The sequence below is a fragment of the Kluyvera chengduensis genome (assembly GCF_044197065.1).
Lineage (GTDB): Bacteria > Pseudomonadota > Gammaproteobacteria > Enterobacterales > Enterobacteriaceae > Kluyvera > Kluyvera ascorbata_C.
This window is the reverse complement of the sequence record NZ_JBIQOI010000002.1, coordinates 985,362-998,384: the sequence shown is the minus strand read 5'-3', so window position 1 is coordinate 998,384 and position 13,023 is coordinate 985,362. Positions and strand designations below refer to the sequence as shown.

The following is a 13,023-nucleotide window of genomic DNA, read 5'->3' as shown; positions in this document are numbered from 1 at the left end:
ACGTTGTTTACGCTTTGAGGAATCCACGATGAGTGAGGCTGAAGCCCGCCCGACTAACTTTATTCGTCAGATCATTGATGAAGATCTGGCTACCGGTAAGCACAACACGGTGCATACTCGTTTTCCGCCAGAGCCGAATGGCTATCTGCACATCGGCCATGCGAAATCTATCTGCCTGAACTTTGGCATTGCGCAAGATTATCAAGGCCAGTGCAACCTGCGTTTCGATGACACCAACCCGGTTAAAGAAGACATCGAATACGTTGAGTCCATCAAAAACGACGTCGAGTGGTTAGGTTTTCACTGGTCTGGCAACGTCCGTTACTCTTCTGATTACTTCGATCAGCTGCATGCCTACGCGGTCGAACTGATCAACAAAGGCCTGGCGTACGTTGATGAACTGACGCCCGAGCAGATCCGCGAATACCGCGGCTCGCTGACCGCACCGGGCAAAAACAGCCCGTACCGCGATCGCAGCGTTGAAGAGAACCTGGCGCTGTTCGAAAAAATGCGTACCGGCGGTTTTGCCGAAGGTACCGCCTGTCTGCGCGCTAAAATCGATATGGCTTCACCGTTTATCGTCATGCGCGACCCGGTGCTGTATCGCATTAAGTTTGCCGATCACCACCAGACTGGCACCAAGTGGTGCATCTACCCGATGTACGACTTCACCCACTGCATCAGCGATGCGCTGGAAGGCATTACGCACTCTCTGTGTACGCTGGAGTTCCAGGACAACCGTCGTCTGTACGACTGGGTGCTGGACAACATCACCATCCCGGTTCACCCGCGCCAGTACGAATTCTCGCGCCTGAATCTGGAATACACCGTGATGTCCAAACGTAAGTTGAACCAGTTGGTGATGGAAAAACACGTAGAAGGCTGGGATGACCCACGTATGCCGACCATTTCGGGTCTGCGTCGTCGTGGTTATACCGCGGCATCTATTCGTGAATTCTGTAAGCGCATCGGCGTGACCAAGCAGGACAACACCATTGAGATGGCTTCGCTGGAATCCTGCATTCGTGAAGATCTCAACGAGAACGCGCCGCGCGCGATGGCGGTTATCGACCCGGTTAAACTGGTTATCGAAAACTACCCGCAGGGCGAAAGCGAGCTGGTTTCTATGCCTAACCATCCGAATAAGCCGGAAATGGGTAGCCGTGAAGTGCCGTTTAGCGCTGAGATCTGGATCGACCGTGCAGACTTCCGTGAAGAAGCCAACAAGCAGTACAAGCGTCTGGTGATGGGTAAAGAAGTTCGTTTGCGTAACGCCTATGTGGTGAAAGCAGAGCGCGTAGAGAAAGATGCGGAAGGCAATATCACCACTATCTTCTGTACCTACGATGCCGATACCCTGAGCAAAGACCCAGCAGATGGCCGTAAAGTGAAGGGCGTAATTCACTGGGTTAGCGCGGCGCATGCGCTGCCGGTTGAAATTCGCCTGTACGACCGTCTCTTCAGCGTGCCAAACCCTGGTGCCGCAGAAGACTTCCTGTCGGTGATGAACCCAGAGTCATTGGTTATCAAGCAGGGCTACGCTGAGCCGTCTCTGCAGGCCGCTGAGGCCGGTAAAGCGTTCCAGTTCGAGCGTGAGGGTTACTTCTGCCTCGACAGCCGCTACACCACCGCGGAGAAGCTGGTCTTTAACCGTACCGTTGGTTTACGAGACACTTGGGTGGGGTAATTAACGCCCAATAATAAAAACGCCGCGCTTGCGGCGTTTTTTTTTGCCTCGTTTTTAACGAAATCTTTCGTTGGAATAACGGTGTCCTTTCGGATGAAAAAATACGTCCTCTCATAGTTTCGCGTAGCGAATTAATGCAAATCTTCTAAGCCTAAGCGCTTATGTTTTTTTTCTCCTCGCTGTTACAAAAACATTATGTAAACGCTCTCATTCACATTTCATCCAGAGCCCGCAAGGCCTGAGGTGAAAATGTTTCAATAACGCACGGTGTTACAAACAGAAACCAAATATGTGCGCTTTGTCATAATCCTGCACTCTCATTGCGGAAAAGGATTGATAATTCGCGTCGCGAAAAATAGTCTATCGGTGTAGCGAAACACCTTTTTTAAGAAGTTCATTTTTTTTAAAGTTTTTATTTTTTGCTTCTGCTTTGCAGCGGCATTTTTAAAAGTCAAAGAGGATATAACTATGCGTACGTTTAGTGGCAAACGTAGTACGCTGGCGCTGGCTATCGCCGGTGTAACAGCAATGTCAGGCTTTATGATGACTCCAGAAGCAAAAGCGGAAGGCTTCATCGACGATTCCACACTGACTGGCGGCATCTATTACTGGCAGCGTGAGCGTGACCGTAAAGATGTCACTGATAATGACAAATACAAAACCAACCTTTCTCACTCCACCTGGAACGCCAACCTCGACTTCCAGTCCGGCTATGCTGCCGATATGTTCGGTATTGATATTGCTGCGTTCACCGCGATTGAAATGGCGGAAAGTGCTGAAAGCGGTCACCCGAACGAAATTGCGTTCTCCTCTAAGAACAAAGGCTACAGCGAAGATTACAGCGGCGATAAGAGCGGTATCAGCCTGTACAAAGCGGCAGCTAAATTTAAATTAGGGCCAGCATGGGCTCGCGCAGGTTACATCCAGCCAACCGGTCAGACGCTGCTGGCGCCGCACTGGAGCTTCATGCCTGGTACTTATCAGGGTGCTGAAGCCGGGGCCAATTTCGACTACGGTGATGCTGGCGCGCTGAGCTTCTCCTATATGTGGACTAACAACTACAAGGCGCCTTGGCACCTTGAAATGGACAACTTCTATCAGAACGATCAGAAGACCAAAGTTGATTACCTGCACTCTATCGGTGCGAAATACGATTTCAAAAATGACCTGGTGCTGGAAGCCGCATTTGGTCAGGCAGAAGGCTATATCGATCAGTACTTCGCCAAAGGTAGCTACAAATTTGATATCCCTGGCGGCCCGCTGACCACCAGCTACCAGTTCTACGGCACCCGTGACAAGGTGAGCGATCATGGTGTTAACGATATCTATGACGGCACAGCATGGCTGCAGGCGTTAACCTTCGGCTACAAGCTGCAAGAAGTGTTCGACTTCCGCCTGGAAGGGACCTGGGTTAAAGCAGAAGGTCAGCAGGGTTACTTCCTGCAGCGTATGACGCCAACCTACGCCTCCTCTAACGGTCGTCTGGATATCTGGTGGGATAACCGCTCTGACTTCAACGCCAACGGCGAAAAAGCGGTCTTCTTCGGCACCATGTATGACCTGAAGAACTGGGATCTGCCGGGTTGGGCAGTGGGTGCTTCTTACGTTTATGCATGGGATGCTAAGCCAGCGAGCTGGCAGTTGAACCCGGATGCGTACTACGACAAGAACAACAAGATTAAAGAGTCTGCCTACAGCCTCGATGTGGCTTACACCGTACAGGATGGTCGTGCGAAGGGTACGCTGTTCAAACTGCACTTCACCCAGTACGACAACCACTCCGATATCCCAAGCTGGGGCGGTGGTTACGGCAACATCTTCCAGGATGAGCGTGACGTGAAATTCATGGTTATCGCACCATTCACCATTTTCTGATGCTAATGCGGCAGGGGGAGACCTCTGCCGCTGCTAAGAGGCTCATCGTATGAAAAAACTAATTATTGTTGCGCTGATGGCCGCCGGGTTAACCGCCTGTGCGCAATCTCCTGCGCCGAAGGAAGATAGCAAGCTGAAGGATGCCTACAGCGCCTGTATTAACACCGCAGAAGGCAATCCGGATAAAATTCAGGCCTGCCAGAGCGTACTGAACGTGCTGAAGCAAGAGAAAGCGCACGAGCAGTTCGCTAACCAGGAAAGCGTGCGCGTCATTGACTACCAGAAATGCATTAACGCCAGAAAAATGGGCAATGATGAAGCGGTAGCGAAAAACTGCGACAAGATCTGGCAAGAAATTCGCAGCAACAACACGCCACAGAAATAAGCTTACGCTGATAATAAAAAACCGCTGCACTTTTTTGCAGCGGTTTTTTTGTGGGCGCAGTAAACGCAGGGCATAAAAAAACCAGCGCATAGGCTGGCTTTTCGAGAGGCCGTACGCTTATTTTGCGACAGCGTCGTGCGCGTGTTCATCTTCACGGCAGTCGCCTTCAGCGCAGTGACCGTAGAGATAAAGACTGTGGTTAGTTAAGCGGATACCATGCTTCGACGCGATTTCACGCTGACGAGCTTCGATGGAATCATCGCTGAACTCGATCACTTTGCCGCAGTCGAGGCAAATCAGGTGATCGTGGTGATGCTGCTGGGTCAGTTCGAAAACGGATTTACCGCCTTCAAAGTTATGACGAGTCACGATGCCGGCGTCATCAAACTGGTTCAGTACGCGGTAAACCGTCGCTAAACCAATCTCTTCACCCATGTCGATCAGGCGTTTGTATAAGTCTTCCGCGCTGACATGGTGGTTATCGGGTTCCTGGAGGACTTCCAGAATCTTTAACCGTGGAAGTGTGACTTTCAGGCCAGCCTTCTTTAATGCGGTATTGTTGTCAGTCATGCGGAATCTGTCCTGTTGCTAAACGATCAACTTCCATCAGCGAAAGTATCACAGAGAATGCACCCGAATTAATGCGTCTCATTATAGAATGACCCTATTGAAATGAAAACAGCAAGAGCCGGGTAAACTAAGCTATCAAAAACGAGGCTTCACCGACAAAGTTACGATGAGACCGCGCTAAATCAGAAGATATTGTACAGGTATGCGCTAAAAAGTTAAAAAATTGTAGCTATTATTTTAATTGCTTTTACCTATTAATGAGGCGTAGTTTCATCACTAAGCCTCATTATTTTGCATCAGGCGTTTTTGATGTCTTCCAGGTGCAGCTCTTCTGCAACCTGCTTAACCCATTTTTCAACGCGTTCAGCGGTCAGCTCAGGCTGACGGTCTTCGTCGATGGCCAGACCCACGAAGTGGTTGTCATCGGCCAGGCCTTTAGACGCTTCGAAATGGTAACCAGCTGTTGGCCAGTGACCGACGATGGCCGCACCGCGTGGTTCAATGATGTCGCGAATGGTGCCCAGCGCATCACAGAAATATTCGGCGTAGTCTTCCTGGTCGCCGCAACCAAACAGCGCGACCAGCTTGCCGTTGAAGTCCACTTCTTCCAGCGTAGGGAAGAAGTCATCCCAATCGCACTGCGCTTCGCCGTAGTACCAGGTTGGGATACCCAGCAGCAGAATATCGAATGCTTCCAGATCTTCTTTGCTGCTCTTGGCAATGTCGTGAACGTCAGCGACATCTTTACCAAGCTGTTTTTGAATCATTTTTGCGATATTTTCGGTGTTCCCGGTATCGCTACCGAAAAAGATGCCAACGATTGCCATGAGTAAAATAACCTCTTGAAACTTAATGATATGGTGGTGGCTTATTGCCCACAGATAAGGGCAATCATAGCAGAACTGAGAAGCGTGCGGAAACCGCTATCGTGCCGTACTGCACACTCTGCTACATGAAAGTGTGTTTTGGGGGGATTTTTCAGACTTTCCCCTGTCCGTGTAGCTGGGCCAGCTGGTTCATCAACATCTCTTCGATGAGTTCGCTCCGGCTCATATCACGGGCAGTCGCCAGCTCGTTGAGCGCATCAACGGCTTCGTTATTCAGCTTCAGCTCCACGCGCTTCAGACCGCGCACTTTGTCGCGTTTTAACTGATTACGCTTATTAATGCGCAGCTGTTCGTCACGCGAAAGCGGATTGGTTTTTGGTCTTCCCGGCCGACGCTCATTTGCGAACAAATCTAAGGTCGTACGGTCCGTTTGTTCTTTTGCCATGGTTCTGAGTGACTTCGGGGAAACAAGCTACCGGGCGGTGCCCGGTGCAGACAGCGCGCAATCATACATCAGTGAGACCCACACGCCAACGACCACGGCCATTCTGGCGCGCGGTCGATGCATTTTTAATCACTCGCTGAGATAACGACGGATAGCCCGCAGTACCGCATCCGGTTTTTCGGCGTGAACCCAGTGGCCCGCACCGGCGATGACGTGTGCTTTTGCCTGGGGGAATTGAGCCAGCAGCTCGCTGCGGTAGGCTTCGGTGACGTACGGTGAATTGCCGCCAGGAATAAACAGAGCAGGGTGGTCCCAGGCGGGAATGGTTTCCCAGCCGACGATGTGCGGGTATTGCTCCCACAGCACCGGCACGTTAAAGCGCCAGGCACCGTCAACAAAGGATTTCAGCAGGAACTGAATCACGCCTTCTTCTTTTAAATACTCGCGCATCACCGTCGCGGCCTGTTGGCGGGTTGCCACCCCGGCGCTGGTCACGGCGTTGATGGCCGCAAAAATCTCATCATGACGACGAACGTGATAATCCACCGGTGCGATATCAATCGCCACCAGACGGTCGATGCGTTCAGGGGCTAGTGCCGTCAGCGCCATCACCGCTTTACCGCCCATTGAGTGGCCAATCACCGTCGCTTTTTCAATACCGTTATCGTCAAGCGTGTCGAGCAGATCCTGTGCCATGGCGGGATAGGTCATCTCATCGGCGCGCGGCGACAAACCGTGGTTACGCATATCAACCTGAAGGATATCGTGATCGACAACCAGGTCACGGGCGAGGATCCCGAGATTATCGAGGCTGCCGAACAGGCCGTGGACGAGAACGATGGGAGAATTATTGTGCAGGTTTTGTGCAGATTGCGCTCGGACATTCAATTTCATAGCAAAGTTCTTTTTTTCGCATTGTCGGGTTAGGGTATCATGTTGGACATTCTAACGCTCAGGGGCAAGAAAGGAACTCATCCGAATTTTGCCGTCTTCCTGGTTTGGCGCTACCCGCTGTTGGGTTTTGACTTTATAATCCCAATGAATTGTATTCAGAAAAATTATCGCACCGGATTAAGATGAAAACGATCGAAGTTGATGACGAGCTCTATCGCTATATTGCGGCTCACACTCTGCACATTGGCGAGAGCGCGTCCGACATTTTACGGCGTATGCTGAAATTCTCCGCCGCTTCCCAGCCCGTGGCTGCTGCCGCTGCGCCGGTCGTCAAAGCAGAACCGGCTCCCGCTCCGGCCCCGGCTGCTGCTCCCGTTGCTGACGTAAAAACGGTGAAAACCGCTAAAGATAAAGTCCGTGCTATGCGCGAGCTGCTGCTCTCCGACGAATATGCTGAGCAGAAGAAAGCGGTTAACCGCTTCATGCTGATTCTGACCACGCTGTACGCTCTGGACAATAAAGCGTTTGCAGAAGCAACCGAATCCCTCCACGGACGTACCCGTGTCTATTTTGCGGCTGATGAGCAAACGCTGCTCAAAAACGGCAATCAGACAAAACCAAAACAGGTTCCGGATACGCCATACTGGGTCATTACCAATACCAATACAGGCCGTAAATGCAGCATGGTCGAACACATCATGCAATCAATGCAATTCCCGGCGGAATTGATTGAGAAGGTTTGCGGTACTATCTAATACTGACAATCTAACCCTTGCATAAGAAGGACCAGGCAATGGCAAACCATACCCGTGCAGGACAACCTGCACAGCAGAGTGATTTGATCAACGTCGCCCAACTGACGGCGCAGTACTACGTGCTGCAGCCTGATGTGAGCAACCCGGAACATGCGGTGAAGTTCGGTACGTCCGGCCACCGTGGGAGCGCAGGTCGTCACAGCTTCAACGAAAAGCATATTCTGGCCATTGCTCAGGCGATTGCTGAAGAGCGCGCGAAAAATGGAATTACGGGCCCATGCTATGTCGGGAAAGATACTCACGCGCTCTCTGAGCCGGCGTTTATCTCCGTTCTCGAAGTGCTGGCAGCAAACGGGGTGGATGTCATTGTTCAGGAAGACAATGGCTTTACGCCAACGCCAGCGGTATCTAACGCTATCCTGGTACACAACAAAAAAGGCGGCAAGCTGGCCGATGGGATCGTGATTACGCCATCCCACAACCCACCGGAAGATGGCGGCATCAAGTACAACCCACCAAACGGTGGCCCGGCTGATACCAACGTCACCAAAGTGGTTGAAGACCGCGCGAATGCGCTGCTGGCTGCCAATCTGGAAGGCGTGAAGCGTATCGCGTACGACGCGGCGCTGGCTTCCGGCCACGTCAAAGAAGTCGATCTGGTGCAGCCGTTCATTGAAGGGCTGGCGGATATCGTCGATATGGCGGCTATCCAGAAAGCCGGGCTGACCCTGGGCGTTGACCCGCTGGGCGGTTCCGGTATCGAATACTGGAAGCGTATCGCTAAGCACTACAACCTGAACCTGACCATTGTTAACGATCACGTTGACCAGACTTTCCGCTTTATGCACCTCGATAAAGACGGCGCAATCCGTATGGACTGCTCCTCCGAGTGCGCGATGGCGGGCCTGTTGGCGCTGCGTGATAAGTTCGACCTGGCATTTGCTAACGACCCTGATTATGACCGTCACGGTATCGTCACCCCGGCAGGCCTGATGAACCCGAACCACTATCTGGCGGTGGCGATCAACTATCTGTTCCAGCACCGCCCACAGTGGGGCAAAGACGTTGCCGTGGGTAAAACCCTGGTCTCTTCTGCGATGATTGACCGCGTAGTGAACGACCTGGGCCGTAAGCTGGTAGAAGTACCGGTTGGCTTCAAATGGTTCGTTGATGGTCTGTTCGACGGGAGCTTCGGCTTCGGCGGCGAAGAGAGCGCGGGCGCTTCCTTCCTGCGTTTCGACGGTACGCCGTGGTCTACCGATAAAGACGGGATCATCATGTGCCTGCTGGCGGCGGAAATCACCGCTGTCACCGGTAAGAATCCGCAGGAGCATTACAACGAGCTGGCGGCTCGTTTCGGCGCGCCAAGCTACAACCGTCTGCAGGCCAGCGCAACGTCCGCACAGAAAGCGGTGCTGTCTAAGCTCTCTCCAGAAATGGTGAGTGCCAGCACGCTGGCGGGTGACCCGATTACCGCACGCCTGACGGCGGCACCGGGTAACGGCGCTTCTATCGGCGGTCTGAAAGTAATGACCGACAACGGCTGGTTCGCGGCGCGTCCATCCGGCACCGAAGATGCCTACAAGATTTACTGCGAAAGCTTCCTCGGTGCTGAACACCGTAAGCAGATTGAGAAAGAAGCGGTAGAGATTGTCAGCGAAGTGCTGAAAAACGCCTGAGTGATTGGGGAAGAAAAAGGGAGCCGAATGGCTCCCTTTTTTATGGGCTTTATGCTGCCCCGGGGTCGGCATAAATGCCTCGCCCGGGCTACACGCAATCCATCATTGTGGTCGTTGTAGGCCGGATAAGCGAAGCGCCATCCGGCAACACCAGCACAGACTTAACTGTGCTTATTCTTCAATTCAAACCGTGGTGAGACCAGACCGTACAGCGTCCAACCGAGGAACGTCACGATGGAACCGTACAGCATCGCTTCTTCGCCGGAAGAGTAGAGCGCATAGAAGCTATACATCGCCCCAACGAATGCCACGAAGTTCGCCACGCGCGCTTTGTTTACCGGCACATTCGCCATCCGCTGAATGATGACCAGTGCAGCCATCGACAGGATGTACGGAATAATGTTGGTCACCACCGCCAGGTTCACCAGCACGTTGAACTGGTTGTTCAGCGACGGGCTAATGGTCATCAGCGACAGTCCGGACTGGATAACTACGATAACCAGCATCCCCTGTACCGGCGCATCGGCATTGCTGACGCGGGAGAAGACTTTCGGGAAGTAACCTTCATCCGCGGAGGATTTGAACACCTGAGCAATAGTGAACTGCCAGCCGAGCAGCGAGCCGCAGCAGGACATCACCATCAGCGCCATGATCACTTTCCCGACTGCCGGGGTGAACATCTGCGCGAAGGCCAGACCGAACGGCGCGGTGGAGTTGGCCAGATCCATGTTTGGCACAATACCGGCAATCACGTTGGTCGAGATGATGTAAATCACCGCTGCCCCGAGCGTCCCGCCGAGTACGGCGATCGGCACGTTACGTTCTGGGTTTTCCACCACTTCGGCGTTGGCACAGGCAGATTCCAGACCGAGGAACGCCCACAGCGTCATCGCAATCGAGGAACCAACGGCGCTAAAGAACGGCACGTGGTGCGGGTTCCAGGATTCGGCGTACATTGTCGGGCTGAACCAGTACCAGCCAATAATGCATAGACCGACCACCGGAATAATCACGCCCCATACCGTGATGCTACTGATCTGCCCGGTAATGCGCGCACCGCCGAAGTTAGCAACGGTACAGATCCACAGTACACCGATCGTGGCGAGCCCGATCTGCACCGGGCTCAGTGCGGCACCGAAAAGCTCGGTGCCGTAACCCACCGCCGAAATCGCGATAGCGACGTTGGCAATCAGCAGTGAAACCCCGTAGGTATAGTTGGCCATAAAGTTGCCCGACTTACCAAAGGCATACTCGGCATAGCCGCCCATGCCACCGGGTTTCTTACTGAACATCCCGCATTTTGCAAACGCCCAGGCCAACGCCATCGAACCGACGGCGGTCACCAGCCAGGAGATAATGGAGATGGTGCCGACTTCAGCGAGTTTGGTGGGCAGCATGATAATCCCGGAGCCCATCATGTTCACCATCGTCAGGATGGTGAGCTGAACAACACCCATCTTATTGTTGGCTTTGCTCATAATTTCTCCCCTTTCAGCAGGGCAGGCTGCGGCTGCTGAGTCTCAATCACGTTGCACCACACTTCTTTGCGGCCGTCATGTTCCTGGATATAAACCCCTTGCAGCTCTGGCGCGAAGCCCGGCAGCAGGTTGATGCCTTCTTCCAGCGCTTTGAAATAGCGCAGAACGGAGTCACCCCAGATTTCCCCTGGTACGACGCACAGCACGCCTGGAGGATACGGCAGGGCACCTTCAGCGGCGATTTTGCCTTCCGCCATCGACAGCGGTACCAGCTCAACCTGACCACGAAGGTAGGCGTAGTTGGCATCTTGAGGATTCATGCTGACACGTGGGAAGTGTGATTTACGGAACATCTCTTTTTGCAGCTGTTTCACGTTATGACGGGCATACAGGTCATGCATTTCCTGACACAGCTGGCGCAGGGTGTAACCGGCATAGCGGTCTTTATGCTGACCGTAGAGCGATGGCAGAACCTCTTGCAGCGGCGCATCGGCTTCCAGCAGCGTTTCGAAACGTACCAGCAGCGCGACAAGCTGTTGCAGTTTGGCCATATCTTCTGCTGGCGTCAGCAGGAACAGGATGGAGTTGAGGTCACATTTTTCCGGTACCACGCCGTGTTCACGCAGATAGTTCGCCAGAATGGTCGCTGGCACGCCAAAGGTGTCATATTCACCTTCACCGTTGATGCCCGGCGTGGTCAGCAGCAGTTTGCAGGGGTCGACAAAGTACTGATGTTCGGCGTAGCCTTCAAAACCGTGCCAGCGCTCGCCTGGTACAAAGTGGAAGAAACGCAGGTCGTTAGCAATAGTCTCGGTCGGCCAGGACTGCCATGGTTTACCGTCAATGTCGGCAGGCACGAACGGGCGAATATGGTGGCAGTTATCGAGGATCAGCTTACGTGCTTCGATACCGTTGGCAACGCAGTCCATCCACATATTGCGGCCTGCCTGACCTTCATGCATGCGGGCGTTAACGTCCAGCGCGGCAAACAGCGGGTAGAACGGGCTGGTGGAGGCGTGCATCATAAAGGCGTTATTGAGGCGTTTATGCGGAACATAACGCTGCTGGCCTTTGATATGGCTATCTTTCTTGTGGATCTGCGAGGTCTGAGAGAAGCCCGCCTGCTGTTTGTGAACGGATTGCGTGACCAGAATCCCAGGATCGTTTTCGTTGAGCTCAAGCAGCAGCGGCGAGCAGTCGGCCATCATCGGAATAAACTGTTCATAGCCGACCCACGCGGAGTCGAACAGGATGTAGTCGCAAAGATGACCAATTTTATCCACCACCTGACGGGCGTTATAGATGGTGCCGTCGTAGGTGCCTAGCTGAATCACCGCCAGGCGGAACGGACGCTGATTGCGCGCGCGGTTTGGTGCCACTTCGGCAATCAGTTCACGCAGATAGCTCTCTTCAAAGCAGTGGGCATCGATACCGCCGATAAAGCCGTACGGGTTACGTGCGGTTTCCAGATAAATCGGCGTGGCCCCGGCCTGTAACAGCGCGCCGTGGTGGTTGGATTTGTGGTTGTTACGGTCAAACAGCACCAGATCACCCGGGGTGAGCAGGGCGTTCAGCACCACTTTGTTAGAAGATGAGGTACCGTTCAGGACGAAGTAGGTTTTATCAGCGTTAAATACTTTGGCCGCGTGCTGCTGCGCAATGCACGGCGCACCTTCGTGGATTAACAGGTCGCCCATTGCCACGTCGGCGTTGCAAAGGTCAGAGCGGAACAGGGTTTCGCCAAAGTATTCAACAAACTGGTTGCCGGAAGGATGGCGGCGGAAGAATTCACCCCCCTGATGCCCCGGGCAGTCAAACGCGCTGTTACCCTGCGCCACGTAATCAACCAGTGCGCTAAAGAACGGTGGGCGCAGGTTGACTTCATACTTGTGCGCCGCCGATTCCAGCTGGCGACCATAGAAGTCATTGCGGGTTTCGTCATGCTCAAATACCCCTTGAATACGTGAGAGATATTCGGCGGGAACAATCTGGTCTTTATTAATAGCAATAAATACTGGCAGGTTATAACCCGTAGCGTCTATTTCATCGAGTTTACCGCACTCAACGTCTTCAATAGATAATACGGCAGCCGCAACATCAATAAAGTGAGTGTCGCAGGTATTGATAATACTACGCTGGGTAGTAAAACAGTCCGGGCAAGTACGACTTACGGCAATTTTTAATTCAGACATTTTTCATCTCTTTATTTTAGGTAATAGCAGTCCCTCAATTTCCCGAATGAGAAATTGATATCGCCGGAAAAAAAGCAAAACGACCTCGCTGACAATAACGTCAGGGCGTGAGCTTTTTTGGAATGTGGCAAACCCAGCCGGTCCGGTGGCCGGAAGCTTTATACCCTAGGGTATAGGTTTGTCAGAGCGAGCGCTGGCTACAGGCGTAAGCCCGTATTAGCAGGGAATAACTGCGA

General features: G+C 53.0%; 11 protein-coding genes. 5 read left to right on the top strand and 6 right to left on the bottom strand.

Annotated elements, in window-relative coordinates:
• The first annotated feature begins 28 nt into the window (after nt 1-28).
• The 3 genes from glnS (at nt 29) to ACH1XZ_RS10315 (ending at nt 3,947) form a co-directional block, all read left to right on the top strand.
• Nucleotides 29-1,687, top strand: coding sequence for a glutamine--tRNA ligase (gene glnS / locus ACH1XZ_RS10325; protein ID WP_270501505.1), 1,659 nt, complete (start codon nt 29-31; stop codon nt 1,685-1,687).
• 468 nt (nt 1,688-2,155) lie between these two features.
• The gene (gene chiP, locus ACH1XZ_RS10320) at nt 2,156-3,562 is read left to right on the top strand and encodes a chitoporin ChiP (RefSeq protein ID WP_395595455.1); all 1,407 of its coding nucleotides are present in this window, start codon (nt 2,156-2,158) and stop codon (nt 3,560-3,562) included.
• A gap of 49 nt (nt 3,563-3,611) precedes the next feature.
• A complete protein-coding gene (locus ACH1XZ_RS10315) occupies nt 3,612-3,947 on the top strand; it encodes a ChiQ/YbfN family lipoprotein (protein WP_035892691.1) in 336 nt (111 codons plus the stop codon).
• A 117-nt stretch (nt 3,948-4,064) separates the two neighbouring features.
• Here ACH1XZ_RS10315 and fur read toward each other — a convergent pair whose 3' ends face one another.
• The 4 genes from fur to ybfF form a co-directional block, all read right to left on the bottom strand.
• Nucleotides 4,065-4,517 (bottom strand): ferric iron uptake transcriptional regulator, encoded by a 453-nt coding sequence (gene fur / locus ACH1XZ_RS10310; RefSeq protein ID WP_035892692.1) that lies wholly within the window; start codon nt 4,515-4,517, stop codon nt 4,065-4,067.
• A gap of 296 nt (nt 4,518-4,813) precedes the next feature.
• Nucleotides 4,814-5,344, bottom strand: a complete 531-nt coding sequence (fldA, locus tag ACH1XZ_RS10305; RefSeq protein ID WP_395595454.1) for a flavodoxin FldA — start codon at nt 5,342-5,344, stop codon at nt 4,814-4,816.
• Between the two features lie 151 nt (nt 5,345-5,495).
• Entirely contained in the window at nt 5,496-5,789 is a 294-nt protein-coding gene (gene ybfE, locus ACH1XZ_RS10300; protein ID WP_395595453.1) for a LexA regulated protein, read from the bottom strand.
• A gap of 129 nt (nt 5,790-5,918) precedes the next feature.
• Complete coding sequence (gene ybfF, locus ACH1XZ_RS10295) at nt 5,919-6,683, bottom strand: esterase (RefSeq protein ID WP_395595452.1); 765 nt, start codon at nt 6,681-6,683, stop codon at nt 5,919-5,921.
• A gap of 182 nt (nt 6,684-6,865) precedes the next feature.
• On the opposite strand from ybfF, the gene seqA reads away from it, so the two are divergent.
• Both seqA and pgm read left to right on the top strand, forming a co-directional pair.
• The gene (seqA, locus tag ACH1XZ_RS10290) at nt 6,866-7,438 is read left to right on the top strand and encodes a replication initiation negative regulator SeqA (protein WP_395595451.1); all 573 of its coding nucleotides are present in this window, start codon (nt 6,866-6,868) and stop codon (nt 7,436-7,438) included.
• A gap of 38 nt (nt 7,439-7,476) precedes the next feature.
• A complete protein-coding gene (gene pgm, locus ACH1XZ_RS10285; RefSeq protein ID WP_395595450.1) occupies nt 7,477-9,117 on the top strand; it encodes a phosphoglucomutase (alpha-D-glucose-1,6-bisphosphate-dependent) in 1,641 nt (546 codons plus the stop codon).
• Between the two features lie 161 nt (nt 9,118-9,278).
• Here the strand turns inward: pgm and potE are convergent, their stop codons facing one another.
• Together potE and speF are read right to left on the bottom strand one after the other, a co-directional pair.
• A complete protein-coding gene (gene potE, locus ACH1XZ_RS10280; protein ID WP_395595449.1) occupies nt 9,279-10,595 on the bottom strand; it encodes a putrescine-ornithine antiporter in 1,317 nt (438 codons plus the stop codon).
• Nucleotides 10,592-12,787 carry an ornithine decarboxylase SpeF gene (gene speF / locus ACH1XZ_RS10275; RefSeq protein ID WP_395595448.1) on the bottom strand — a complete coding sequence of 732 codons (2,196 nt, stop codon included), beginning with the start codon at nt 12,785-12,787 and terminating at the stop codon, nt 10,592-10,594. Before speF ends, potE begins: the two co-directional genes overlap by 4 nt.
• Between the last annotated feature and the right edge of the window lie 236 nt (nt 12,788-13,023).